This is a genomic window from Priestia sp. 53B2 (assembly GCF_056099005.1).
This window is the reverse complement of sequence record NZ_JBLZXA010000008.1, coordinates 263,964-288,720: the sequence shown is the minus strand read 5'-3', so window position 1 is coordinate 288,720 and position 24,757 is coordinate 263,964. Positions and strand designations below refer to the sequence as shown.

Genomic DNA, 24,757 nt, shown 5'->3' with positions numbered 1-24,757 from the left:
GAAATGATTTCTGCGCGTTTTGTTTTTATCTGTTTGTTTATGACCATGACATCAGAAGTGTTATTATCACCATTTTATCCACAGTATTTTACAAATGCATTTCATGTAGATGGAGTCGAGATGACGTCTTTTTTTATTATTTGCTGCCGGATTGTGGTCATTGTTATGACACCTTTATGGGGAATGCTGCTTAAGAAATGGAACGTAAAATATGTAGTTGTAACGTCACTTCTAATGACAGCCTTAATTAAAGTCATTTTGAGCGAAGCTTCTACTTTTTATGGATTTTTAACCACTTCCTTAGCGCTGCTTGTATTTCAAAGCAGTTTATATCTTTTGTATCCATATTTAGTAGGCGGCATGAAAAATGGACAGAAAAAGGCAAGTGCCGCAACAACCTATGTATTTATTGTTCATACGGCTATTATTGTCGCTAGCTTGTTTGGAAGTACGATTATTGCATGGGAAATGCCGCTTAAAGTATATCAATACTTTGCTTTAGCTGATATGGTACTGGCCGTATGGCTCATAACAAGAAAAGCTTCATCTTTAAAAAGAGAAAAAACACCAGCATACATTCAAAGTATAAACGAGCCTATTTTTTTCTATTTGCTGGCTATTTTCTTTTTTCACCTTGGACACAATGTCATTCGCCCTTATTTTACATTGTTTACAAATGAAACATATGGCATGAGCAGTCAAGGCAGCGCCTTGTTATATGTGATGCCGAGCATTATGGCGATCGTCTTAAAGCTTACGGTACCTACAAAGCTATTTAATGGAAAAGTTATACCGCTTTTTTATAGCGTAACGGGCGCTAGTGCTTTACTGCTATGTTTGCAAGCATATGCCGATCATCTCAGCATGTTTATTATAAGTCGAATTTTATATGGAGCCGGGTTTTATCTCAGCATGGTTATACTTGATATCTATTTATTTCAAAAAAGCAAAGAAGGAGCTGCTTACTATTACAGCTGGCTTATTGCTGTTCAAAATATTGCCCTGCTGATTGCACCGCTTTTAGCACTAGAAATCAGCAAAGTAAATTTAGCGCTTCCTTTAGCAGCTGGTGCCGCTGCTTTGCTAGCTGCTAGCGCTGTAATGCCGCTGCGTAATAAAACAATCCCTATTCTAAGACAAGTAAAGGAGAATGAAGGATGAAAATCAAAGAAACGAATCTTTCCGTATTTAATAAGCAATCATGGGAAAAAGCAAATCGACAGCTTTTAGCTAAAATGCTGCAGGAATTCATGTATGAAAATATTATTGAGCCAAAACAGCTGCAAAAGCAGGGTGCGCTTGCCACGTATCGATGGGAAGACCACCGGGGCGTTACGTATACATATCAAGCGAAACAGCGATTGTTTGACAGTTTTTCTGTATTGCCAGAAAGTATTAAGCTGACATCTAAAGCGTCAACCCCTACATTTTCGGAAGCCTTGCAGCTGTTAATTAGCTTATCTGAAGACAAAGGAATGTCTAGCTCAACCGCAGGTCACTTAGCAAAAGAATATTTTCATACATTAATAGCAGACGTGCATTTGCAAAATCGAAAATCAGCTGATGAATTAGCAGATATGGATTATGCGGAGCTAGAAGGTGAAATGACGGGACATCCTTGGATTACATACAACAAAGGGCGCATCGGATTTGGCTATGATGATTATCTGCGGTTTGCACCTGAGCAAAAACAAAAAATTCAGCTTTCATGGATTGCTGTTGCGAAGCAAATTGCTTCGTTTCATTCATTAGATACCCTCGGCTTCGATGATGTCATGAAGCAGGAGCTAAGCGGTGAGACGCTAGTTGAATTTGAAAAAGAATTAACAAGCCAAGACCTTTTAGCAGCGGACTATTACTATATTCCCGTCCATGAATGGCAGTGGATGAACGTGATTGTTCCTTTATTCGCTGAATACATTGCAAATGATTTAATTGTTCCGTTAGGAGAAGGTGAAGATCAATATTTTCCTCAGCAGTCGATTCGTACATTTGTGAATACAACAAATCGAGATAAATATCATGTGAAGCTTCCTATGAGTATATTAAATACGCTTGTGTACAGAGGCCTTCCAAGTGAGCGGACGGTAATTGCTCCTCAAGTAACTCAGCACATTAAAGGCATACGAGATCGCGATGCGTTTTTAAAAGATACGTGCAAAGTAGGACTTTTAGGTGAAGTGGCTACGTTAAACGTAACTCAGCCGACGTTTGCTTCTATTAAAAACGCGCCTTATCAGTATTTAGAAATGCTGGGAGTCGTTTGGCGTGAAAGCATCTATCAAGAGTTAGAAGAAGGAGAGCATGCGATTACGTTAGCTGCGCTTTTACATGTTGACAGTAAAGGGAAAGCTTTAGTTTCATCTTATATAGAAAAGTCGGGCTTAACTCCTGCCGAGTGGATTGATGCGTTAACCAGCGCTGTATTGCCGCCGCTTCTTCATTACTTATATCAATACGGTACTGTATTTTCCCCGCACGGTCAAAATACGGTACTGGTGCTTAAAAACAACAAGCCCGTTCGAATTATTATGAAAGATTTTGTAGACGACGTGAATATTAGCGATCAGCCATTTGAAGAACTGCAGCAGCTATCTTTTGAATTGAAAGAAGTGTTGCGCAGCGAAGAGCCGGAAGGACTGACGCAGTTTATTTTAACAGGGTTATTTGTTTGTCACTTCCGCTATTTAGCGACTATTTTAGAAGAGCATGAAGGCGTAGAAGAAGCGGAATTTTGGAAAAGTGTACGAGCAGAAATTTTACATTATCAAGCATCATTTCCACATTTGAAAAAACGATTTGAATTGTTTGATTTATTACGTCCAACCATTACGAAATTAACGTTAAATCGAAATCGAATGTTTGATTACGGATACGAAGATGACGGAGATCGTCCTCACGCAAGCGAATATGGCAAGGTACGGAATGCCTTGCATGAAGTTAGTGAAAAAGCCGTGCAATAATAAGGAAAAGCCGCTGGTGTTGTGCTAGCGGCTTTTTTATGTTTAATTCAAAAGCAACAAGAGAATTGGATGAGCTACAGCACTTTAGGAAACACTCATTTTAGGTATGTGTAGAACGTAAAGGAGAGTGAATGAACGATTTGATGGAAGTAGATGTTAGAACAACAAGTACACAAGCTGAAGCAAACGTTTCGGCTTTCTTTTGTCAAAGCCTTATTTCAATGTCGCATCGCTACAAGGATAATGGTACAATTGTCTGTATATTTAAAAAAAGAGAGGGAATTACATGAAATCGCATATTCAAAAACATTTAACTTCATATAAAGAGAAATATAAAAATCGCGGTCGGCTGCTAATTAGCTGTCCGGACAAACCGGGTATTGTATCGGCTGTGTCTACGTTTTTACATGAGTACGGTGCAAATATTGTAGAATCAAGTCAGCATTCAACGAACCATGAAGGGGGTATGTTTTTTATCCGTTTCGAATTTGAATGTGAGGATTTATTAGCTAAAGAAGCAAAACTAGAAGAAAGCTTCAAAAAAATTGCCGATACATTTTCAATGAACTGGCAGTTTACATATGCTCATAATTTGAAAAAAACAGCTATTTTTGTGTCAAAAGAGCCTCATTGTCTACTAGAGCTGCTGTGGGCATGGGAAAGCGGAGATTTGATGACAGACATCGCTGTCGTTGTGAGCAATCACGAAGATGCGCGCGAAGTGGTTGAATCATTCGGTATACCGTTTAAGCATATACCGGCGACAAAAGACATTCGCCAAGAAGCAGAAGCCAAACAGCTGCAGGTATTAAAAGATTATAATATTGACGTGATTATCTTGGCGCGTTATATGCAAATTTTAACGCCGACTTTTGTGGCTGAAAATCCATATCGTATCATTAATATTCACCATTCATTCTTACCGGCATTCATTGGAGCACGTCCATATGAACGGGCATATCAACGAGGTGTAAAATTAATTGGTGCTACGTCTCACTATGTAACGGACGACTTGGATGAAGGACCAATTATTGAACAAGATATTGAACGCGTGAACCACCGTGATGATGCGGATGACTTAAAGAAAAAAGGCCGCTTAATTGAACGTACGGTGCTCGCACGTGCTGTGAAATGGCATTTAGAAGACCGCATTTTAGTGCATGAAAACCGCACAATTGTATTTAATTAACAAAGACTAAGCTGTTAAAAAAATAGTTTCGCCGAAGGAAGATCCGAACGATGAATCGAGATTCTTGAGAGAGAATGAAATTCGTTCGGATTTTTTTTATGGTCATGGTAAACGTAGATTTCATCTGTTTAGTTGCTTCTAGCGGTTGATTGGAGGGCAAGGCGAAGACTCCTGCGGGGAAAGCGGAACAGATGAGACCCCGCAAGTGTAAGCGACGAGGAGGCTCATCGGCCGCCCGCGGAAAGCGAAGCCTTGCACGGAGATCAACCGCAGTATCATAAGCGATTCATACTCGATTATTTAATTGATTTTGTTAGGTCTCATTCTCGTTTTTTTCGGGGGAATTGCGTATCTAAATGATAAAAAATTTTTCTACATGAGCTGAGATTTAGTTGTTTACTTAGCTCGTGAACACTTATACAATAGAAAAGGACTTTTTAATAAAGGAAGTGTCGGAAGTGAAACAATATCTTGAACTTTGCGAGCATGTGTTAGCAAATGGAACAAAAAAAGAAGATCGGACAGGAACAGGTACAATTAGCACATTTGGCTATCAAATGCGTTTTAATTTACAAGAAGGTTTCCCGGTATTAACGACAAAAAAACTTCATTTGAAATCAATTATTCATGAACTGCTTTGGTTTTTACAAGGAGATACAAACGTTAAGTATTTACAAGATAACGGCGTGCGTATTTGGAATGAATGGGCGGATGAAAATGGCGAGCTTGGCCCTGTGTATGGTCATCAGTGGCGTTCATGGCCAACGCCGGACGGAGAAAAAATTGATCAAATTACAAATGTTATCAATCAAATTAAAAACAACCCTGATTCTCGCCGCTTAATGGTAAGCGCCTGGAATGTGTCTGATGTAGACAATATGGCTTTACCGCCGTGTCACTGCTTATTTCAGTTTTATGTAGCGGACGGCAAATTGTCTTGTCAATTGTATCAGCGCTCAGCTGATATTTTCCTAGGCGTACCGTTTAATATTGCTTCATATGCGCTGCTTACAATGATGGTGGCACAAGTGTGTGATTTAGAGCCAGGTGATTTTGTTCATACGTTTGGCGATGCGCATATTTACAGCAATCACATTGAACAAGTAAACCTGCAGTTAACGCGTGAGCCTCATGCTTTGCCAAAAATGAAAATCAATCCAGACGTAAAATCAATTTTTGACTTTAAATTTGAAGACTTTGAGTTAGTAGACTATAATGCGCATCCTCACATCAAAGGAGCTGTGAGCGTATGATTTCCTTCATTGTCGCAATGGATCAAAACAGGCTGATCGGTAAAGAGAATGATTTGCCATGGCGCCTTCCGGAAGATTTAAAGTATTTCAAGCGCATCACAACGAGTCATACGATTGTAATGGGAAGAAAAACATTTGAATCAATTGGACGACCGCTCCCTAATCGCGAAAATGTGGTTCTTACGCGTCAAAAAGATTATCAACAAGAAGGAGCAAACGTTATTCATTCAGTTGAGGAACTAGAAGCATTAGATGCTGAAAAAGAAGACGAGCTCTTCGTGATTGGTGGAGCTACTCTGTATGAGCAAACATTAGACGTTGCAAACCGACTTTATATTACGCATATTGAAGAATCGTTTGAAGGAGATACACATTTTCCTGCGATTGATTTTAGCGAATGGAAAGTTATTTCGAAGCAGCAAGGAATTAAAGATGAAAAAAATCCCTACACGTATTATTTTACCGTATACGAGCGAAGCTGATCTCTTTTGTTTATAAAAAACGCGAGTCTGGTACAAAAGTATGTTAGTTGAAGAAAGATCCGAACGTTGAATCGTTCGGATCTTTTTATTATGAGGGTGAAGGTAGGTTTCATGTATGTAGGTGCTTTTAGCAGTTGATTGGAGGCTCACCGGCCGCCCGAGGAAAGCAAAGTCTCGCATGGAAATCCACTGCGGTGGAACAAGCGCCTCCTGCTAGCTAGCTCCTATATTCCATTTATTCGTCTTTAGATTGATTTCGTTATGTTTCAATCTCTTTTTATATTGATTTTAATTGCTTTATCATTTCGTGAAAAGCCGCTGGGCTCACAAACTGTTCAGCGCTCCAGTTTGCTTCAATCCATTGAATCAGCTCGCTTGGTGTGTTAAAAACTTCTCCGCTCGTATCTGCTTTGCGAAGCATGTATCTACCGTTTTCTTCATCTGCAACTATTTCGCACGGAACGGCACTTTCATAACTTTGAAGCGAAAACTCCATTTATTCCACAACCTTTCTTAATTTATACCTGTTATCGCATCAGCTGCATGTAGAAAATATGGGCAATTTTGTAAGTCTATTTAGCGTTTGCTAAACATATGTAAAGTATGTGGACAGTAAAATAGTTGGAAAAGTTTTTTTAGGCATTATTAATGAAAAATAATGATTTTTCTAAATTTTATGTGATATAATGTACAAATTAATAATGGTAGAAGAGGAAGGAAGTTGGTTATGAAACAACAAGTAGATAATCGAACAAAACACGTACATTTAGAGGACATCATGATTGCAAATCAATTGATTAAAGATGTTGTTGTGCATACACCACTACAGCGTAATGACGTTTTGTCTGAACGATATGAATGTAATATCTATTTAAAACGTGAGGATTTACAGGTGGTGCGCTCATTTAAAATTCGCGGTGCGTACAATCGAATTAAAAAGTTATCCCCAGAAGAATTAGAAAATGGAATTGCCTGTGCAAGTGCAGGAAACCACGCACAAGGTGTAGCATATGCGTGCCGTCATTTAAATATCGATGGTAAAATCTTTATGCCGAGCACAACGCCGCGCCAAAAAATTAATCAAGTGAAATTTTTAGGCAAAGATAACGTAAAGGTCGTACTAATCGGAGATACGTTTGATGATTCTTATGAACAAGCTATTGCATGCAGTGAAGAGGAGCATCGGACATTTATTCACCCATTTAATGATGTAGACGTTATTGCAGGTCAGGGTACAGTAGCCGTTGAAATGTTCAATGACTGTGAAGATGAAATTGACTACGTATTTGCGGGTATCGGCGGGGGCGGATTAATTTCCGGTGTCGGCACATACGTGAAAAGCATCTCGCCTCAAACAGCTGTAATTGGGGTAGAACCTGCAGGCGCGCCTGGCATGCAGACATCTTTAGCAAATGGAAATGTAGTGACGCTACCGGCAATCGATCCATTTGTAGACGGAGCAGCTGTTAAAACAGTCGGAACGCTTCCGTATGACATCAGTAAAGAGCTTGTGGACGATATTGTAGTTGTTCCTGAAGGCAAGGTTTGCACAACCATTTTATCTCTATACAATGAAAATGCGATTGTAGCAGAACCAGCAGGAGCTCTTTCGATTGCTGCTCTTGACTCATACCGTGAGCAAATTAAAGGAAAAACGGTTGTTTGCGTCATCAGCGGAGGAAACAATGACATTGGACGTATGCAAGAAATCAAAGAACGTTCGATGATTTATGAAGGATTACAGCATTATTTTATCGTTAATTTTCCTCAGCGCGCAGGAGCTCTTCGTGAATTTCTAGACGAAGTGCTTGGACCGACAGACGATATTTCGCGCTTTGAGTATACAAAGAAGAATAACAAAGACAGCGGACCAGCACTTGTGGGAATCGAGCTCAAGCATAAAGAAGATTATTATCCACTGATTAATCGTATGGATAAAAAAGGATTTCCTTACACAGAAATTAATAAAGAAAGCAACTTGTTTCACTTATTTATTTAAATAGAAGGTCATTTTAAAAAGGAATGCTTCATCAACTGTCGAATAAGTTGATGAAGCATTTTTATTTTAAAAAATATTTGTGTTTTCTTTTTATTTTATCAAGACAGAAAGTGCCTTAAGCATTATAATAAAATAAACGGGTAAAAAGAGGGTTGATCGCCTTGCTATTAAAAAGCCTTGAATTTAAACATGTCAGTGGTCAAAAAGTAAAAATTACTGAAATTCCAGTTTTAGAGGAAAATAGCACGTTTCGGTTCATGTTATCTGCAAAACTTGATTTATTTATTAGACAAATCACGAACGAATCAGTTCCGAAGCAAACCTACTCTTTTCAAGAATATTTAAAACGCGTGTTGAAATGGAAAGATTACGAACAGCTCTTTAAGTCTCATGTATTAAAGCATAATGCATAAACGTAAAAGTTGACTTTTCTGAATATTTCAGCAAAGTCAACTTTTTTTGTTGATATAAAAGGTTGAACATGCGTTTTACGAATTAGCAAAACTTGCATTCTATTATAACTATATTGTTGTAAGTGTTCATGTTATACTAGTCTGCAATGCATCTTATAGGGGTGAACACATGGCGAAAATTAAAGTGGTAACGGATTCAACAATTGATTTAACGTTGGAAGAAGCGGAAAAGTACGGTATTGAGATGATACCTTTATGTATTAATATTGATAATGAAACGTATTTAGATCGCGTGGAATTAACGCCGACAGATTTTATTGAAAAAATGAAAAATTCAAAAGAATTACCAAAAAGCTCGCAGCCAGCTATTGGTTCTTTTGTTGAAGTATATGAACGATTAGTTAGTGAAGGGTATGACGTCATTTCGATTCATATGACTGGGGGAATGAGCGGAACTGTTCGAGCAGCTGAAAGCGCGGCTCAAATGGTAGAAGGAAACATCACCGTTGTTGATTCTATGTACATTACAAAAGCTCTTTCGTTTCAAGTCCTTGAAGCGGTGAAAATGATTGAAGATGGGCATACAGTAGAAGAAATTATCACGCGCTTGGAAGAGGTGCGTCAAAATACGTATCTTTTTGTCGTAGTTGATACGCTTGAAAATTTGGTTAAAGGTGGACGTATTGGACGAGGAAAAGGATTGATCGGTTCTCTTTTAAATATTAAGCCGATTGCTTCTCTAGCTGACGGAGTATATACTCCTGTTGCTAAAGTGCGCAGCCATTCTCAAATTGTTAAGTTTTTAACGAAACAGTTCGAAGAGCATACAGAAGGAAAAAGTATTAAAGGAGTAGGGCTTGTACATGCAGATGGATTTGGACTCGCCTCTAAGTTAAAAGAATCAATCGTGAAGGCAAGAGGCTATACGCAATTTTCGATTGAAGATACGACGCCTATTATCTCGACGCATACGGGTATTGGTGCAATTGGTTTTATGTATTTTGCTGAATAAAGTGGGTTGCTTTTTGCAAGTCACTTTTTTGGCTTTCTCTTTTTTGGAAAAAGGAGAAAGAGAAGTGGACGAACGTGTGATATAATAGAATCAACTTTCTACCAGCGAATGCTGTGCTAGTTACTATTCTTTTGAATCCGGAGTATACCGATGAAAAAATATATTCGAAATTTGAGTGTGTTTAACAAAACGGTTTTATTTTCTACTTTAATTGTAGTTGCCCTTGGAGTCATTTCTTTAGCCATTAGCTATCAAGTTCAAAAAAAGATGGCAAAAGAGACACTAACGCAGCATGCGTTAATTATGGCCGATTTATGGAGGGAGTCTTTATCTAAACAAGACGTAATAGCAGCAGTGGATTCAAGGAACGGGACGATTCCTGAAAAAGACGAGCTAGAAAAGCAGTTCAGAAAGATTTATGAATTGCATCCGTCGTACTTGCAGGGATATATTATGACGACCGAAAAATTCAAGTCGCATGGAAATAAGATTATCGTAACAGCGAATAAGAAAATTAAGCAATCGCTAGAGCCGTCCATGATTTATGATGGAGGAGAAGAATTTTACAAATCATTTAAGCAAGCAGAACAAAAAAAGAAGAATATTGTAACATCTACATACAAAGACGAATTTGGGACGTGGATAACCGTTTTATCGCCTATTACAAACAGCTCTGGAAAAGTCGTGGCTATTCTTGGTGTAGATATAGATGCAAGCGCTATCTATATCTACCAAAAACGTTTAATTGTGGCTTTGATCGTTGCGTTTACGATTTTGTTTACCTTCATTATTGTTATTCAAGACTGGGGACTAAGGCGATTAATGTCGCCCCTAGGGGAATTAATAGAAGGAATTCAAGCAGTAAGTCAAGGGAAGTTTGATGTGAAGCTGACACATGAAAATGATTCTGAGTTAGGGAATGTACACACAAGATTTAATGAAATGACCGAGCGGCTTCAGCAGCTTTTTCAACAAGTGTCAGCAACAAAAGAACAGCTGAACGTAGAAACGAATTTCAGTCATTCAAAAGATGGAATTGCTAAAGCGATTGATGAATTAGAAGTTATTATGGAAAAAACGAGGATGCAAAAGGAATTGCAGCGAGCAGAGAAAATGAATGCAATTGGTCAATTAGCTGCTTCTGTAGCGCATGAAATTCGAAATCCTATGACGGTGGTAAAAGGGTTTTTGCAGCTGTTTCAAGATAATACAAAGCTTTCAAACACTGAATTAAGTTACATTCACCTTATGATTAACGAAATGGACAGAGCGGAAGCGATTATTCATGACTATTTATCTTTAGCCAAGCCGGATGTTCATCAGCATCGTTTTATTAACTGCTTGGAGTGTATTACAAGCTTAGTAGACTTATTATCTTCTTATGCTTTGTTAACAAATAATATACTCATAGAATTAGACGCAAAAGAAGAGATGTATGTTCGCGGCAGCCGAAACGAATTGAATCAAGTTCTGCTTAATATTATGAAAAATGGAATTGAAGCCATGAGAGCTGGAGGAACGCTTCGAGTAGGGCTTTACAAGCGAGAAGGGTATGTACATATTCAAATTGAAGATACTGGTATAGGCATGACCAGTGAACAAGTGAACCGGCTGGGAACAGCGTTTTATTCTTTAAAAGAAAAAGGAACAGGGATTGGTCTGATGGTGTCTTATCAACTGGTCGAACAAATGAATGGAAGAATTGAAGTGGAAAGCATACCAGGAAAAGGTTCAACGTTTACCTTGATTTTCCCTAGCTATGACTAAACTTTAACCGTGCAGGAGGAACATATGAAAAGCTGGTCTTATAAATTGTTTTTTTTACTGCTCATTAGTTGTATGATGTTAACAGCCTGTGGTTCCAAAATAGAAAATCCGCTTAATTGGAAGATGGACTCTTTTTCTTATGTTAACCAAGATCAAAAGAAAGTAGGGCTAAGTCAGCTGAAAGGGAACGTTTGGGTAGCTAACTTTATCTTCACAAGCTGCGAAACCGTATGTCCCCCAATGACGGCTCATATGGCTAAATTACAAAAAATGGCCAAGGATGAAGGGCTGGACGTTCGCTTTGTTTCATTTAGCGTAGACCCTGAAGTGGATACTCCACCGAAAATGAAGGATTATGCGACTAAATTTGGCGCTGATTTTTCAAATTGGGATTTCTTAGCGGGTTATAAACAAGCGGAAATTGAAAAGTTTGCGCTGGACCAATTTAAAACGATTGTGAAAAAGCCGCAAGAAAATCCGCAGGTTATTCACGGTACGGATTTTTTTCTAATTGACAAAGATGGAGTCGTTCAAAAATCTTATCAGGGAGTGACTGATCCTCCTTATGAAGATATGATAAAAGATATCAAAACCCTTCAGTGAGAGCTATAAATCCGTCAAATCTATCCGCCAAACACAGCTATCTTTATAGTGATGTGTTAGCGGATATTTTTATGAAAGAAACATGCTTATCCTTTTTTTTACATATACTATATATAAGAAATGTAGTAAAATATCAACTTGACATAGTATGATAAGATATAAAGATATAGTTATTCAGAGCGGTAAGCAGTATTGCTTGTGACAGCGAGAATACAGCATAGTTAGTAGGTGTTATGATGAGAAAATGGAAAAGTATAGTGATAAGCAGTATGAGTGCGGTGGTGTTAGCGAGCTGTTCGACGACGACTTTTTTGCCAACGGACAATAAAGAAGAAGCCGTTCAGAAAGAAGTGGATTTAACACCTAAAAAGCATATTCCGAAAGGCTTTTTTCCTGTAGATTTAGATATTGTAGCCATTGGTGACTCATTAACAGAAGGAGTAGGAGATGAGTCTAAAAAAGGCGGTTATGTACCATACTTAACTAAATACCTTTCTAAACAAAATGAAGTGCAAAATGTACGAACAGAGAATCTAGGCAAAAGAGGAAACCGGACGGATCAGCTATTAGCGAGGTTAAATCAGCCGGGAGTAGCAGCTGAAGTATCAAGAGCTGACATCGTTTTCTTGACGATTGGCGGCAATGACGTGATGAAAGTGGTAAGAGATTATTTTTACAATATCTCAATTAAGACGTTTGAATCACAGCAGTCAAAATATGAAAAACGTCTAAATGACGTGTTTTCACGTATACGTAAGCTTAATCCTAATGCTCATATTTACTTAATTGGTTTTTATAATCCATTCTTTAAATCGTTAAGTGATGTGAAAGAAATTAATGTCGTTATTAATGAATGGAATGCGGCAAGCGAGAAAATTGCTTCTCAATATGATAATGTAAGTTATGTAAAAATTGATGATATTTTTTATGATTCTGACGTAAATTTATTAGGGAAAGACGAGTTTCACCCTAATAAAAAAGGGTACAAACTAATGGCTGAGCGCATTAGTAAATCAATGGAGGAAGAAGATCCTCTCGTTGGAGACCAGAAAAAGGAAACAGCAGAAGAAGTTACATCTGATGAAAAAGAGAAAAACACGAAAGAGAGTGGGAACGAGTAAGGAGATTGTTATATGAAGAAGTGGAAAACCCTATTTATCGCGTTATTAGGGATTAATGTTCTAGGGGCTATCCTTATTATTGCGTTTATTTTTCAACCGGTTGACAAGGCCAATCCAACTCCCTCTGAAAAAGTAGAAGGAGACGCAGAACTAACTATTTTGGCTAAAAAAGCGGACTTAAATGTACTGATTGATAAATATTTAAAAAAAGAGTTTAAGAATCAGCCGCTTAACTACAAAATTACTCTTACCGATGTAGTAAGAGTAGACGGTACGATTCAAGTATTCGGCGATGATATTAATATTCGAATGACATTTGATCCAATCGTACAAAAAAATGGAGATATTGTGCTTGAACAGCAGTCACTTTCTGTTGGAAAGCTGCAGCTTCCTGTCCGCACAGTGCTTCGATACGTGAATAATAACTTTGCGCTACCAGAATGGGTAACGATTGATCCAAAGAATGAATCAGTATACGTAGCGTTACAGCAGATGAAGTTAGAGAGTGATTTTGCTGTAAAAGTACAAAAGTTTGATTTAAAAAATGATGATATTCGCGTACGTTTAATTTCGCGCAGTGAATAAAAAAACCTTCCAATTTGGAAGGTTTTTTTTGTTAACGATCTTGAGAAATCAGTGCTTCTAATACAGGACGGTTCTTAGCAAATCCGACGGCATATACCGTATATGTTCGATTCGGACGAAGGTTCAGTGCCGGGATTTCGAGTACTACATTTTTGGTTCCCGCTATGCGCACACTAAGTTGAACATGCATGGGGGATAAAGGCAAATATTTTGTGACTTCTTTAAACTGCACTCCAGAAAAAATGACGTCTCCGCCTCTAGCTGCAATATCCACAGCAGGAGCATCAGGAGAAAGATGCACAAACCGAAGCTTTGTTTCTCCACTTGGTACATCCGTATTATCATAGATAAATAATAAATCAAGCTTGTTTAGCTCATCTACCGCCGCTACCGTGTAATTTTGGTTTCCTTCAAATGTAAATGATTCCGTTAAAACAGGTCTTCCCGTTTCTCCAGCGGGATAAATAGAAATTGTATATCTTCCAGGTTCTTGTAATTCAATATAATCTGTTTCTTGTTTATAAGTTAAATTGCGAATCACTCGTTTGTTGTTAATATAAATATCTACAGATGGAGAATCTGGAGAAGCGTGAAGTATACGAAGTTGCGGTGGATTTACGCGCAAATTCGTATTTTCAGAAGAAGTTAAGATGGCCTGCTGGATATAGTACAAATGCTTTTGATAATAATGAATATGCTTAGATGGATCACTATACTTATAGTAGTTAGCTAGAAAATCGTATTTCATTGCTTTTTTAATATATTGATCAAAGGAATAATTATCCATATGTTCAGCTCCCTTATTGTCGGAGTATAAAAACATTTCCATACGTAACCAAACATATGCTAAAACTCATAATTTATGCCGATCACTGATCACTCCCGAGACCTCCCAGAAGAAAAAATGAGCCAAATGCCCTCTATGTGCATATACTGAATCAAATTATTGGCTGAAGGCTTATTGTACGACCGAAATTAGTATAGAAAAAAGGAGTGAAAGCATGCGCGATTTTTATGCTCGGATGCTACGGTTAATTATGTTAAGTTTTTTACTGCTGCTACTTTTAATTCAATTTACAGAGCGCTCTACTTCATTTATTCACATTACCCCCGCGCTAAATAAAGTAACCGAGCGAATTGAGCTGATTACCTATGATCAATAAATGTATGTTTTCTGCGTTTCGATATGTACTTGTTCTTTATGCTATCTGCTTTACATTTTTATTTGTTAGTACAGTTCCAAGCCTATTTGGTTTCACCGTGACCGTTCAAGAAACGGATTATCACCAACTGCATCACGGAGATATAGTTGTCTTTAGAGACGAATTATCTTCTTCAAAGAATGAACTTGTACTGGCCCATAATCAAGAGCTTGATGTACTGGTTACAGCTCAAAGAGATTCTTTGCCTGCTTCTTTTAAAGTGATTGGAAGCTACGCATACCACCTCCCGTATATAGGGTTCATTATTGAGTTTATGAAAGATTTCACTACGTTACTGGTGATGGGAAGTATTTTACTTTTGTTGTTTTCGTATACGCTGCAGCCCAAAAGGCGAATATGGCGTAATAGAAAGTAAAAAATGGGCGAATGCACATACAGGACAATCAACTAAAGCATATAAAGTACAGTGTACGAAATGAATAAAAAAAACAAGAGGAGAGATTGCTATGTATAACTACGATTGTTACGATCCATGCCATCACGGAGGCTATCACCACCTATATGACACTTGCCACTATCCAATTAGCGGTTATCATCATTGCGGAACGGGCCAGTCATTTGCATTAATTGTTGTGCTATTTATTTTATTAATCATCATTGGCTGCACCTGTTTTTGCTGATTAGATCTCATTTGCTCGCATGTGCGAGCTTTTTATAACAGATGGAAAAGGACAAACTTACATATAAATTGTTTAAATAATAAAAAAATTTTGCCAAATCAACATTTACCATATTATACTATAGCTAGTAACTCAATAAGCGAAGGTGAATATATGGAAAAGGAAAAAGTATTTCAACAGCTATTTTCAATGTCATTTACACCAATGCTCGTAATGAATATGGATGGAGATATTCAAATTTTAAATGAAGCGTGCTGCCACCTTTTTAAAACGACGGAGGAACGACTTCTTTCCTGTAATGTATTTGAAGAGCCAAATCGCTTTTTTATTGAAAAGCATGAAGTGGAACCGTTAAGAAAGCAAGAGGAAGAAGTTGTTTTACTTAAGAAAAAAGTAGATCAGCAGTTTCCGGTGCACATCCATATTCAGCGCACGGAAGGGGATATTCCGCTCTTAGTTGTTCAGTGGAAAGAGTTTTCCTCAAGTATTGAAAAGCAAGAGGAAGTCATTCGAAAAATGAAGCAATATAAGCAGTTTGTCCAGCAAAGCCAAGATGCATTTATTGTAACAAGAGAAGGCAGAATTCAATATTTGAATCCCGCTGGTGTTAAACTTCTTGGCGGCGAGAAAAAAGAAGAGTATATCGGGCGTCCTTGGCTTCATTTTATTCACCCCGAACATTTAGAAATCGTAAAAGAACGAATGGTTCAGCTGATGAATGGAATGTCCGTGAGGCCGCGTGTTGATGTGAAACTATTGACTAAAAAAGGAGTCGTCATTATTGAATCTTCGGCAACCAAAATTAAGTTTGAAGGACAGGATGCCATTCAGTATATTATTCGCGACGTAACGGATCGAAAAAAATATGATGAAATGGCAAGCAAATCTGAAAAGCTTACAATGGTGAGCAAGTTAGCGGCAGGAGTAGCACATGAAATTCGTAATCCAATGACGGCGATTAAAGGGTTTATTCAGCTGTTAAAAGCATCGAAACAGTACAACGAAGAATACAATGATATTATGCTTGAAGAATTGAATCGCGTCGAATCCATTATTCAAGAATTTTTAACGCTGGCCAAGCCTAAAATTGAAAATTCATACCACCCTAAAAGTCTCAATCAAATCATACGTCATGTGACATTACTATTAGATACACACGCCAATTATAAAAACTGTCGTATTATTAATGAGATTAGTGATGAGATTACAATCTTTTGTGAAGAAAATGCGCTTAAACAAGTTTTTATTAATTTAATTCAAAATGCGCTTGAGTCAATGAGCAAAGGTACAGTTAAAGTCACCGTTGAGAAAAGAAATGAATACGGCATGGTCATTATCGAGGATGAAGGCTGTGGAATTGATGAGCAATCTTTAGCTCGGCTAGGTGAACCGTTTTATTCCACTAAACAAACAGGAACGGGGCTAGGGTTAATGATTAGCTACCGAATAATCGAACAGCATCAAGGGCATATTTCATTTGCGAGTAAAGTAGGAGTGGGAACAAAAGTAGAAATTGCTCTTCCGTACATTAAAGAACCAGTGAACATTTCATAGCGCTTGCTATTCGTTCACTGGTTTTTATTTGTTTGGAATAAAGGCGAATGTTTTTTGAATATTTTATTTTAATGTTCGTGTATATTGTTGACTAAAGGGTTTATTTTTGATATATTATCACATGGCTAGAAAATAACCGAATGATAATAAAAAAAGAAAATTCGGTCAATAACTTTTATCTTTTACCCAAAGAAAAAAGATGATGGGAGAATGTACAATGAACTCAAATTATGATGTTATTGTGGTAGGGGCAGGACCCGCTGGGATTTTTACTTGCTATGAGTTAACGTTAAAATTACCGGAAGCAACTATTTTATTAATCGATAAAGGACACGATATTTATCGACGTAATTGTCCGATTCTTCAGAAAAAAATTGAAAAATGTCCGCCTGCGGTTGGCAAAAAAGAGTTTGCTGGCTGTTTGCCTGCTTGTTCTATCACAAATGGTTTCGGTGGAGCCGGCGCATATTCAGACGGGAAATTTAATATCACCAGTGAATTTGGAGGCTGGATGACGGATTATCTGTCTGAATCACAGGTGGTAGATTTAATTAAATATGTGGATGAAATTAATTTAAAACACGGAGCAACCGATACGATTACGGATCCGTTAACTGATAAAGTTCGTGAAATTGAAAAACGCGGATACGCAGCAGGATTAAAGCTATTGCGTGCCCAGGTGCGTCATTTAGGAACAGAGCAAAATTTAGAAATTTTAAAAAGCATTTATGAATACTTAAAAGAAAAAATTGATATGCAGTATAAAACGGAAGTAGCCGATTTAATAACAGAAAAAGAAGATGGTCAGCATATCGTGCGTGGTATCGAATTGAAGAATGGTGAAAGAATTACGGCTGATAAAGTGGTTGTTTCACCAGGTCGAGACGGCTCGAAGTGGATGAGTGACTTACTAAAAAAACGTCGTTTAAAAATGATTAACAATCAAGTGGACATCGGCGTTCGAGTAGAAACATCCAACGTTGTTATGGAAGAAATCAACAAGCACTTGTACGAAGGGAAATTCATTTACAATACGTCTGTAGGTACAAGAGTCAGAACGTTCTGCAGCAATCCTTCAGGACATGTGGTAGTAGAGAATCATTCAGGTATTATGTTAGCAAATGGACACGCATACAAAGATCCGAAGCTTGGAAGTCAAAATACGAACTTTGCGCTGCTTGTTTCACATAAATTTTCGGATCCATTTGATCAGCCGAACGAATATGCGCACGAAGTATCAAGATTAGCTAATATGCTGTCAAACGGGGGCTTAGTGGTTCAAAAGTATGGAGATATTTTAAAGGGCCGTCGTTCAACAGCAAATCGAATTAAAGAAGGCTTTTTAGAACCAACGCTAAAAGAAGCTGTGCCTGGTGACTTGGGCTTAGTGCTTCCTTACAATACGATGAAAAGTTTAATTGAAATGACAGAAGCACTGGATCATGTAACGCCTGGGTTAGCATCTGAACATACGCTGTTTTACGGTGTGGAAGCGAAGTTTTACTCAGCCCGTCCGAAGTTAAACGATAAGTTTGAAACTGAAATTTCCGGTTTATACGTGGGAGGAGACGGAGCTGGTATTACGCGAGGACTCGCGCAGGCAAGTGCGTGCGGTGTGTGGGTAGCGCGTGACATTGTTGAAAAATTAAAGAATCGCAAAGCAAGTTCTGAACCTGTTACTGTATAAGAAAAAGAGGCCTTCACGGCCTCTTTTTTTATATGTGTTAAATAACGAGAGCGAATAAGTAAAAAGTAAAGAACTTGTACCGCTCCAACTCCGATAGTTTTATATGATAATTACCCGCTCCTTTTTTAAAAGGTATTACGGAATCCATACTTCTATCGTGAGCAGAATTAAATAGAATAAGGCGAATTGATAATGTCCATTTCTTTGCATCAATAAAGTCAGTGAAATTTTAGGGGATTTATATCAAGCAGCACAATAAGGATAAAATCAACAGTTGAAAAGAGTTATTTTTGATGAGTAAAATATTTATGAAAGCAGTAAAGTACACGGACGTTAGAATAATTATGCAAATTTATGAATGGCAGTTAATGAGAAGAAAGTTCACTTTACAAACTATTTTTTGAATTAATTTTTTATTCGTTAGATTTTAAGTCTTGTTAAATAAGTATTTGTGGTTTATTGAAATATGATGTAAATATTTTAAAATATAACAATTCTCAACTTTTTATGATAAAATTCTGCATTATTTTTGAATAAAAACTTGACAGAAACATATAAAATGAATTTTAATTAAAGTAACAATTATTATCATGCAAAAATATTAAAGAAAATTATTTGCTTAATCTCTTTTGTTTTATAAGAGAACGGGGGACCCATATTTGTGCGTAATGTACTTGGGGTGAATCTTGAATGAATCAAGTAGGGTAACTCACGTACCCGAATCCGACAGCTAACTCCGTAAGCATTCAGTGAGGGAATAACAGGTCTATGAAACCATGATATTCTCATGGTTTTTTGTATAGCTAAAAACATTCCTAAACTATTAATCTGAAAATTTTTAATATATTGTATATTTTGAGTGTTATCGCTCTCAATGCATGGTAAAATAAGTATGGTAGTTAGAATCATTCTAATATAATTTATTTACGGGAGGTAAATCTATGAAGCTATCGACAAAGATCATTATCGCACTAATTGCTGGTGCTGTTGTAGGAGTGTTGATTAATGCTTTTGCTCCAAGTGCTTTTGCTCCGCTGGACAAGTACTTGTTTACACCGCTTGGCCAAATTTTCTTAAGCTTAATTAAAATGCTTGTTGTACCAATTGTGTTTTTCTCTATCACGTTAGGTGTAGCAGGTTTAGGAGATCCTAAAAAACTAGGAAGAATCGGGGCTAAAACAGTTTCCTACTTCCTAGTTACAACAACCGTTGCGATTATTATCGGTTTAATTTTAGCGTATGCAATCAAACCGGGTACGTTTGGATCTTTTGATACAAAAAACGCTTCTTTCGAAGCCGAAAAAGCACCGCCGGTTGGAGAGACATTCTTAAATATGATTCCAGTCAATCCAATTCAAGCGATGGCTGAAGGGAATATGCTTCAACTTATCGTTTTCTCTATCTTTATCGGTTTTGGTATTACGATGCTTGGAAGTAAAACAAAAGGGCTTTATAATTTACTCGAGCAAGGTAATGAATTGATGATGTACCTTGTAAATCTAGTGATGAAGTTTGCTCCTTATGGAACATTTGGGCTTCTCGCAACCGCGGTTGGAAGTCAAGGCTGGCAGGCAATTAAAGCGATGGGGCTGTACATGATTGTAGTCGTGCTCGCACTGTTTATCCATTCGATCGTAACATATGGGGGATCAGTCGCTCTTATGGCCAGACGTAACCCAATTGAATTTTTTAAAGGTTTTGCTCCTGCGATGACAGTTGGATTCAGTACATCAAGCAGTAATGCAACGCTTCCGATTTCAATGAATGTGGCTCAAAAAAATCTTCGTGTCCCGGAGTCCATCAGCAGTTTTGTTCAGCCGTTAGGTGCTACCATTAACATGGATGGAACGGCAATTATGCAAGGTGTAGCGACTATTTTTATTGCGCAAGTATACGGTGTTGACCTGTCGCTGGGTGCTCTTGTGACGGTTGTATTGACAGCGGTGCTTGCTAGTATTGGTACAGCAGGTGTGCCGGGAGTTGGTCTCATTATGCTAGCAATGGTATTGAGTTCGGTTGGCCTGCCTGTAGCAGGTATCGGATTGATTATCGGGATTGATCGCTTGCTTGATATGCTTCGTACATCTGTAAATATTACGGGAGACGCTGCGTGTGCCGTTATTGTGGCTGAGTCAGAAGCAAAGCGTATCGATAAATCTGTAACGCACTCGGCTTAATAAGTGTAAAAGCTCTAGCTATATGCTAGGGCTTTTTTTATTGGCAAGAAACTCTTCTTTTCAGCATACAGTTTAATAAGAGTGTATGTTTGAAAGGAGAGTGCGGAAATGAATAAAACTCATGTAATAAAGCCGCTGCTCGACGACGACTACCCAGTTATTTCATATGGAAAAGGAATTTATTTGTACGACCAAGATGGAAAAAGGTACATAGATGCTTCGTCGGGGGCAGTTACAGCAAGTATCGGACACGGCGTAAAAGAAATTATTAATGCGATGACCGATCAGGCACAGAAAGTTGCGTTTGTATATCGGTCGCAGTTTACAAGTGATCCAACAGAAGCCTTAGCTAAGAAACTATGTGAATTAAGCAGCAATCACTTCCAGTGGAGCTTTTTTGTAAACAGCGGGACAGAAGCGACTGAAACGGCTATGAAAACGGCAATTCAGCATTTTCAAGAGCAAGGAAAGTCAACCAAAACAAAGGTTTTATCACGCTGGATGAGCTATCACGGTATTACAATAGGAGCTCTGTCTATGTCAGGGCACGTTGGAAGACGAAAACGCTTCTCGTCTTTGCTTGAAGATTATCCTTCGGTTTCACCTCCTTATTGCTATCGATGTCCGTTTCATCAAACCTATCCATTCTGTAATCTTGCTTGTGCACACGAATTGGAAACAGTTATCAAACGAACCGGCCCTGAACATATTGCTGCTTTTATTACAGAGCCCATTGTAGGAGCAGCCGGAGCAGCGCTTACACCTCCTCCCGGTTATTATGAAGTGATAAGAGAAATTTGTGATAAATATGATGTGTTATGGATTGCGGATGAAGTCATGACTGGAGTTGGGCGTACAGGCGTGATGTTTGCGTATGAGCACTGGGGAGCTAAACCAGACATCATGACGCTTGGAAAAGGAGTGGGAGCAGGATATACACCAATAGCCGTTACGTTGGCTAGCAGCAAAACGATTGAACCTATCATGAACGGATCCAAATTAATTATGAGCGGACATACGCTAAGCGCTAATCCGCTGTCATCCGCTGTAGGGCTAGCTGTTTTAACCTATATTGAAAAGCATGATCTTGTTCAAGAAGTAGCGCTGAAAGGAGACTATTTAGTAGGGAAATTGAAGAAGCTTCAACTTCTTTATCCTATCATTGGTGATATACGTGGCAAAGGCTTACTAATTGGTCTTGAGCTTGTGCAAAATCCAAAAACGAAGGAGCCTTTTTCATCCTCGGAAAATATGACGGCACGCGTAATAAGTAAAGCCCAAAAAAATGGTCTTCTCCTTTATCCTTCACAAGCAGGAACAGACGGAGTCGAAGGAGACGGTATTATTATTGCGCCACCATTTACAATTACTCATCGTCAACTTGATGAAGCGGTCGATCTGCTTTCGAAAACATTACATGAAGTGCAAAATGAAAAACAGAGAAATGAGGTGAAATGAGTGACAAAGGTTGAAAACTCATTTCAAAAGATTACAACTGTGGAACAAGCGATTGAATACGTGGATCATGCTGCTACGCTGATGATAGGAGGATTTGGAGGAGTAGGCAGCCCGCCTTCTCTCATTGACGGTCTGATTGAAAGCGGAAAATCAAATTTTACATTGATATGTAATGATTCAGGCTTTCCTCATATTGGTGCGGGAAAATTGGTAAGCCAAGGAAGAATTCAAAGGCTGATCGCTTCTCATATTGGATCGAACCCAGTGGCTGGAACGCTGATGACAGAAGAAAAGCTGAAAGTTGAGTTTTCTCCTCAAGGAACGCTTGCTGAACGGATTCGAGCGGGAGGAGTTGGACTCGGAGGATTACTGATTGATGTAGGAATTGAAAATGACATTATTCAATTTGGAAAAGAAAAAGTGGAAGTAGACGGCAAGACATTTTTAGTTGAAAAACCACTCACAGCCGATGTGGCTTTTGTATATGCAAAAAAAGCAGATCCATTCGGCAACTTGCTTTATGATAAAAGCGCTCGAAACACTAATCCATTAATGGCTATGGCAGGTCGTATAACTATTGCTGAAGTGGATGAAATCGTTCCTCTTGGCGACATTGACCCAGAGAACGTGATGACGTCAGGTGTATTTGTGGATTATATTGTCCCTTCAAAAGGAGTGAATTGGAAATGGGTTTGGGAATAGATATTCGTCATCGTATTGCAAAACGTGCTGCGGCTGAAATCAAAAACGGCATGATTGTTAATTTAGGGATTGGCATTCCTTCTCTTATTCCTAATTATGTACCAAGCACTGTTCATGTGATGTTTCATGCTGAAAACGGAATTTTAGGGTTAGGATCTTCCCCTCCTTTAGGTGAAGAAGATGAGAATGTTTGCAATGCAGCAGGCTACCCAACAACTATCGTTCAAGGGGCTTCATACTGTGACAGTGCTACAGCCTTCGCGATGATTCGAAAAGGATACGTCGATATGACTATTCTTGGTGCTTTAGAGGTGAGTGAAAAAGGGGATTTAGCTAATTGGATTGTGCCAGGTAAGCGAGTTCCTGGGATGGGAGGAGCGATGGAATTAGCTCAAAAAGCGAAAAAAGTCATTGTGCTAATGAATCATACGAGCAAGACAGGAGAACCGAAGCTGGTTAAGGCGTGCTCTTTACCTCTGACTGCTTCGGGCTGCGTGGGATTAGTTATTACAGAGCGGGCGGTTTTTAAAGTAGAAAAAGATGCGCTTCTTCTAACAGAGTTAATGTCTCCTTATACCGTAGAGGATATTTTGAGTTCAACAGAAGCGACAGTTCGCCTGAGTGATCAATTGATTACAATACCATAAGGAGGACCATTACATGAACATACAACAATCTATTCATAACTGGATGACAGAGCATCGTCAAAGTGCAGTGCGTTTACTCAAGCGTTTCGTAGAAGAAGCAAGCGTACAAGGTTCTGAAAAGCATGCGCAGGCAATTGTCATTGAACGCCTTCGACAGCTGCAGTTAGATATTGATATATGGGAACCGGACGAAAAAATACTTCGTAGCCATGAAGCTTTTGCCTCCAACCGTTCTACTTTTCGCGATAGTCCGAATGTGGTAGGCGTGTTAAAAGGGAAAGGTGGAGGGAAATCCATCATTTTGAATGGGCACATTGATGTAGTGCCACCCGGAGATCTTTCACAGTGGACGGAAGACCCTTATACGGCTGTTGTAAAAGATGGAAACTTATATGGACGCGGAGCAACGGATATGAAAGGAGGAAATGTGTCGTTACTTTTAGCTATTCAAGCGTTGAAAGAGCTAGATATTTCACTAAAAGGAGATGTTATTTTTCAAAGCGTAGTAGAAGAGGAAAGCGGAGGTGCAGGAACACTTTCCTGTGTACTTAGAGGGTATAAAGCAGATGGTGCCATTATTCCAGAACCAACCAACATGAAGATTTTCCCTAAACAGCAAGGCTCCATGTGGTTTCGAGTGACCGTGCATGGAGTAGCAGCACATGGAGGGACTCGGTATGAAGGCGTGAGTGCGATTGAAAAAGCAGCTGTTGTGCTTAAACATATTGAGGGTCTTGAAAAAGAGAGAAACAGCCGAATTACAGATCCGCTCTATAATAAAATTCCCATTCCCGTGCCGATTAATATCGGAAATATACAAGGAGGAACGTGGCCTTCTTCAGTCGCTGATCAAGTAATATTAGAAGGCAGGATAGGAGTTGCTCCGCATGAAAAAATGAAAAATGTCAGAGCAGAAATGAAATCCTGGCTTGAACTTTTGCCTCAGTGTGATGAGTGGTTTGCTGAGCATCCTGTCGACTTGGAATGGTTTGGGGCCCACTGGCTTCCCGGTGAAATTGAATTGGAGCATCCGCTTATGACCTCTCTTTCGTCCTCTTTTTATCAAGTGAAACAGAATCAGCCGATCATTGAAGCATCTCCTTGGGGAACGGATGGAGGGATACTTTCACAAGTAGGGGATATTCCAACAGTTGTTTTTGGACCGGGAGTAACAGAAGTGGCCCACTTTCCGAATGAGTATATTTGTATTCAAACGATGCTTGACGCAGCAGAAATTATTGCTCTCACGGTAGCAGACTGGTGCAGTATTGCGGACTAAGCTAAAAAGGGAGAGGATACAAA

General features: G+C 38.6%; 25 protein-coding genes and 1 riboswitch. Of the genes, 23 read left to right on the top strand and 2 right to left on the bottom strand.

Annotated features, from left to right (window positions below):
- The first annotated feature begins 3 nt into the window (after positions 1 to 3).
- From ACN6NE_RS04880 to ACN6NE_RS04855, 6 genes are all read left to right on the top strand, one after another.
- Positions 4 to 1,161 (top strand): MFS transporter, encoded by a 1,158-nt coding sequence (locus ACN6NE_RS04880; protein WP_474324745.1) that lies wholly within the window; start codon positions 4 to 6, stop codon positions 1,159 to 1,161.
- Positions 1,158 to 2,963, top strand: a complete 1,806-nt coding sequence (locus tag ACN6NE_RS04875; protein WP_474324742.1) for an IucA/IucC family protein — start codon at positions 1,158 to 1,160, stop codon at positions 2,961 to 2,963. The genes ACN6NE_RS04880 and ACN6NE_RS04875 overlap by 4 nt, the downstream gene beginning before the upstream one ends.
- A gap of 131 nt (positions 2,964 to 3,094) precedes the next feature.
- Complete coding sequence (locus ACN6NE_RS04870) at positions 3,095 to 3,253, top strand: hypothetical protein (protein ID WP_165351668.1); 159 nt, start codon at positions 3,095 to 3,097, stop codon at positions 3,251 to 3,253.
- A complete protein-coding gene (purU, locus tag ACN6NE_RS04865) occupies positions 3,250 to 4,152 on the top strand; it encodes a formyltetrahydrofolate deformylase (protein WP_129704342.1) in 903 nt (300 codons plus the stop codon). Before ACN6NE_RS04870 ends, purU begins: the two co-directional genes overlap by 4 nt.
- Positions 4,153 to 4,610: 458 nt before the next feature.
- Positions 4,611 to 5,405, top strand: coding sequence for a thymidylate synthase (locus tag ACN6NE_RS04860; RefSeq protein ID WP_013058746.1), 795 nt, complete (start codon positions 4,611 to 4,613; stop codon positions 5,403 to 5,405).
- Positions 5,402 to 5,887, top strand: coding sequence for a dihydrofolate reductase (locus ACN6NE_RS04855; protein WP_474324740.1), 486 nt, complete (start codon positions 5,402 to 5,404; stop codon positions 5,885 to 5,887). The genes ACN6NE_RS04860 and ACN6NE_RS04855 overlap by 4 nt, the downstream gene beginning before the upstream one ends.
- A 277-nt stretch (positions 5,888 to 6,164) precedes the next feature.
- Here ACN6NE_RS04855 and ACN6NE_RS04850 read toward each other — a convergent pair whose 3' ends face one another.
- Complete coding sequence (locus ACN6NE_RS04850; protein WP_129704338.1) at positions 6,165 to 6,383, bottom strand: hypothetical protein; 219 nt, start codon at positions 6,381 to 6,383, stop codon at positions 6,165 to 6,167.
- Positions 6,384 to 6,614: 231 nt separating this feature from the next.
- On the opposite strand from ACN6NE_RS04850, the gene ilvA reads away from it, so the two are divergent.
- The 7 genes from ilvA (at position 6,615) to ACN6NE_RS04815 (ending at position 13,387) form a co-directional block, all read left to right on the top strand.
- Complete coding sequence (ilvA, locus tag ACN6NE_RS04845) at positions 6,615 to 7,886, top strand: threonine ammonia-lyase IlvA (protein WP_013084697.1); 1,272 nt, start codon at positions 6,615 to 6,617, stop codon at positions 7,884 to 7,886.
- Positions 7,887 to 8,047: 161 nt separating this feature from the next.
- Entirely contained in the window at positions 8,048 to 8,299 is a 252-nt protein-coding gene (locus ACN6NE_RS04840; protein ID WP_013058743.1) for a YpmP family protein, read from the top strand.
- 169 nt (positions 8,300 to 8,468) lie between these two features.
- Positions 8,469 to 9,311: a DegV family protein gene (locus ACN6NE_RS04835; RefSeq protein WP_474324739.1), complete on the top strand. Its 843-nt coding sequence runs from the start codon at positions 8,469 to 8,471 to the stop codon at positions 9,309 to 9,311.
- 150 nt (positions 9,312 to 9,461) lie between these two features.
- Positions 9,462 to 11,078, top strand: a complete 1,617-nt coding sequence (locus tag ACN6NE_RS04830) for an ATP-binding protein (RefSeq protein ID WP_474324738.1) — start codon at positions 9,462 to 9,464, stop codon at positions 11,076 to 11,078.
- Positions 11,079 to 11,102: 24 nt separating this feature from the next.
- On the top strand, positions 11,103 to 11,681 hold the full coding sequence (locus tag ACN6NE_RS04825) for an SCO family protein (protein ID WP_474324737.1): 579 nt from the start codon (positions 11,103 to 11,105) through the stop codon (positions 11,679 to 11,681).
- Between the two features lie 233 nt (positions 11,682 to 11,914).
- On the top strand, positions 11,915 to 12,802 hold the full coding sequence (locus tag ACN6NE_RS04820; protein WP_230933461.1) for an SGNH/GDSL hydrolase family protein: 888 nt from the start codon (positions 11,915 to 11,917) through the stop codon (positions 12,800 to 12,802).
- Positions 12,803 to 12,814: 12 nt separating this feature from the next.
- Positions 12,815 to 13,387, top strand: coding sequence for a YpmS family protein (locus ACN6NE_RS04815; RefSeq protein ID WP_013058738.1), 573 nt, complete (start codon positions 12,815 to 12,817; stop codon positions 13,385 to 13,387).
- A 31-nt stretch (positions 13,388 to 13,418) separates the two neighbouring features.
- On the opposite strand, the gene ACN6NE_RS04810 is transcribed toward ACN6NE_RS04815, so the two are convergent.
- Positions 13,419 to 14,174, bottom strand: a complete 756-nt coding sequence (locus ACN6NE_RS04810; RefSeq protein ID WP_474324735.1) for a DUF4397 domain-containing protein — start codon at positions 14,172 to 14,174, stop codon at positions 13,419 to 13,421.
- Positions 14,175 to 14,388: 214 nt separating this feature from the next.
- Between ACN6NE_RS04810 and ACN6NE_RS04805 the strand changes: the two genes are divergently transcribed.
- The 10 genes from ACN6NE_RS04805 (at position 14,389) to ACN6NE_RS04760 (ending at position 24,734) form a co-directional block, all read left to right on the top strand.
- Positions 14,389 to 14,550, top strand: coding sequence for a hypothetical protein (locus tag ACN6NE_RS04805; RefSeq protein ID WP_164796341.1), 162 nt, complete (start codon positions 14,389 to 14,391; stop codon positions 14,548 to 14,550).
- Positions 14,540 to 14,965, top strand: a complete 426-nt coding sequence (locus ACN6NE_RS04800; protein ID WP_474324733.1) for a hypothetical protein — start codon at positions 14,540 to 14,542, stop codon at positions 14,963 to 14,965. Before ACN6NE_RS04805 ends, ACN6NE_RS04800 begins: the two co-directional genes overlap by 11 nt.
- A gap of 91 nt (positions 14,966 to 15,056) precedes the next feature.
- Complete coding sequence (locus tag ACN6NE_RS04795) at positions 15,057 to 15,230, top strand: YjcZ family sporulation protein (protein WP_080967524.1); 174 nt, start codon at positions 15,057 to 15,059, stop codon at positions 15,228 to 15,230.
- Between the two features lie 153 nt (positions 15,231 to 15,383).
- Positions 15,384 to 16,784, top strand: coding sequence for an ATP-binding protein (locus ACN6NE_RS04790; protein WP_129704330.1), 1,401 nt, complete (start codon positions 15,384 to 15,386; stop codon positions 16,782 to 16,784).
- A 217-nt stretch (positions 16,785 to 17,001) separates the two neighbouring features.
- Complete coding sequence (locus tag ACN6NE_RS04785) at positions 17,002 to 18,471, top strand: NAD(P)/FAD-dependent oxidoreductase (protein ID WP_221783451.1); 1,470 nt, start codon at positions 17,002 to 17,004, stop codon at positions 18,469 to 18,471.
- A gap of 606 nt (positions 18,472 to 19,077) precedes the next feature.
- Positions 19,078 to 19,232: riboswitch (cyclic di-AMP (ydaO/yuaA leader) on the top strand.
- A 180-nt stretch (positions 19,233 to 19,412) separates the two neighbouring features.
- Positions 19,413 to 20,648, top strand: a complete 1,236-nt coding sequence (locus ACN6NE_RS04780) for a dicarboxylate/amino acid:cation symporter (RefSeq protein ID WP_129704326.1) — start codon at positions 19,413 to 19,415, stop codon at positions 20,646 to 20,648.
- 108 nt (positions 20,649 to 20,756) lie between these two features.
- Entirely contained in the window at positions 20,757 to 22,106 is a 1,350-nt protein-coding gene (locus tag ACN6NE_RS04775) for an aspartate aminotransferase family protein (protein WP_129704323.1), read from the top strand.
- Positions 22,107 to 22,808 carry a CoA transferase subunit A gene (locus tag ACN6NE_RS04770; protein ID WP_129704321.1) on the top strand — a complete coding sequence of 234 codons (702 nt, stop codon included), beginning with the start codon at positions 22,107 to 22,109 and terminating at the stop codon, positions 22,806 to 22,808.
- Positions 22,793 to 23,455: a 3-oxoacid CoA-transferase subunit B gene (locus ACN6NE_RS04765; RefSeq protein WP_129704319.1), complete on the top strand. Its 663-nt coding sequence runs from the start codon at positions 22,793 to 22,795 to the stop codon at positions 23,453 to 23,455. Before ACN6NE_RS04770 ends, ACN6NE_RS04765 begins: the two co-directional genes overlap by 16 nt.
- A 13-nt stretch (positions 23,456 to 23,468) precedes the next feature.
- Complete coding sequence (locus tag ACN6NE_RS04760) at positions 23,469 to 24,734, top strand: peptidase (RefSeq protein ID WP_028410900.1); 1,266 nt, start codon at positions 23,469 to 23,471, stop codon at positions 24,732 to 24,734.
- The last annotated feature ends 23 nt before the right edge of the window (positions 24,735 to 24,757 follow it).

Excerpts from the sequence above, each read along its gene's own strand:
- ACN6NE_RS04815 (WP_013058738.1), top strand. The coding sequence starts at position 12,815 with ATGAAGAAGTGGAAAACCCTATTTATCGCGTTATTAGGGATTAATGTT.
- ACN6NE_RS04785 (WP_221783451.1), top strand. The coding sequence starts at position 17,002 with ATGAACTCAAATTATGATGTTATTGTGGTAGGGGCAGGACCCGCTGGG.
- ACN6NE_RS04805 (WP_164796341.1), top strand. The coding sequence starts at position 14,389 with ATGCGCGATTTTTATGCTCGGATGCTACGGTTAATTATGTTAAGTTTT.
- ACN6NE_RS04760 (WP_028410900.1), top strand. The coding sequence starts at position 23,469 with ATGAACATACAACAATCTATTCATAACTGGATGACAGAGCATCGTCAA.
- ACN6NE_RS04850 (WP_129704338.1), bottom strand. The coding sequence starts at position 6,383 with ATGGAGTTTTCGCTTCAAAGTTATGAAAGTGCCGTTCCGTGCGAAATA.
- ilvA (WP_013084697.1), top strand. The coding sequence starts at position 6,615 with ATGAAACAACAAGTAGATAATCGAACAAAACACGTACATTTAGAGGAC.
- ACN6NE_RS04820 (WP_230933461.1), top strand. The coding sequence starts at position 11,915 with ATGATGAGAAAATGGAAAAGTATAGTGATAAGCAGTATGAGTGCGGTG.
- ACN6NE_RS04810 (WP_474324735.1), bottom strand. The coding sequence starts at position 14,174 with ATGGATAATTATTCCTTTGATCAATATATTAAAAAAGCAATGAAATAC.
- ACN6NE_RS04870 (WP_165351668.1), top strand. The coding sequence starts at position 3,095 with ATGAACGATTTGATGGAAGTAGATGTTAGAACAACAAGTACACAAGCT.
- purU (WP_129704342.1), top strand. The coding sequence starts at position 3,250 with ATGAAATCGCATATTCAAAAACATTTAACTTCATATAAAGAGAAATAT.
- ACN6NE_RS04855 (WP_474324740.1), top strand. The coding sequence starts at position 5,402 with ATGATTTCCTTCATTGTCGCAATGGATCAAAACAGGCTGATCGGTAAA.
- ACN6NE_RS04800 (WP_474324733.1), top strand. The coding sequence starts at position 14,540 with ATGATCAATAAATGTATGTTTTCTGCGTTTCGATATGTACTTGTTCTT.
- ACN6NE_RS04825 (WP_474324737.1), top strand. The coding sequence starts at position 11,103 with ATGAAAAGCTGGTCTTATAAATTGTTTTTTTTACTGCTCATTAGTTGT.
- ACN6NE_RS04780 (WP_129704326.1), top strand. The coding sequence starts at position 19,413 with ATGAAGCTATCGACAAAGATCATTATCGCACTAATTGCTGGTGCTGTT.
- ACN6NE_RS04775 (WP_129704323.1), top strand. The coding sequence starts at position 20,757 with ATGAATAAAACTCATGTAATAAAGCCGCTGCTCGACGACGACTACCCA.
- ACN6NE_RS04765 (WP_129704319.1), top strand. The coding sequence starts at position 22,793 with ATGGGTTTGGGAATAGATATTCGTCATCGTATTGCAAAACGTGCTGCG.
- ACN6NE_RS04880 (WP_474324745.1), top strand. The coding sequence starts at position 4 with ATGATTTCTGCGCGTTTTGTTTTTATCTGTTTGTTTATGACCATGACA.
- ACN6NE_RS04790 (WP_129704330.1), top strand. The coding sequence starts at position 15,384 with ATGGAAAAGGAAAAAGTATTTCAACAGCTATTTTCAATGTCATTTACA.
- ACN6NE_RS04830 (WP_474324738.1), top strand. The coding sequence starts at position 9,462 with ATGAAAAAATATATTCGAAATTTGAGTGTGTTTAACAAAACGGTTTTA.
- ACN6NE_RS04875 (WP_474324742.1), top strand. The coding sequence starts at position 1,158 with ATGAAAATCAAAGAAACGAATCTTTCCGTATTTAATAAGCAATCATGG.
- ACN6NE_RS04795 (WP_080967524.1), top strand. The coding sequence starts at position 15,057 with ATGTATAACTACGATTGTTACGATCCATGCCATCACGGAGGCTATCAC.
- ACN6NE_RS04835 (WP_474324739.1), top strand. The coding sequence starts at position 8,469 with ATGGCGAAAATTAAAGTGGTAACGGATTCAACAATTGATTTAACGTTG.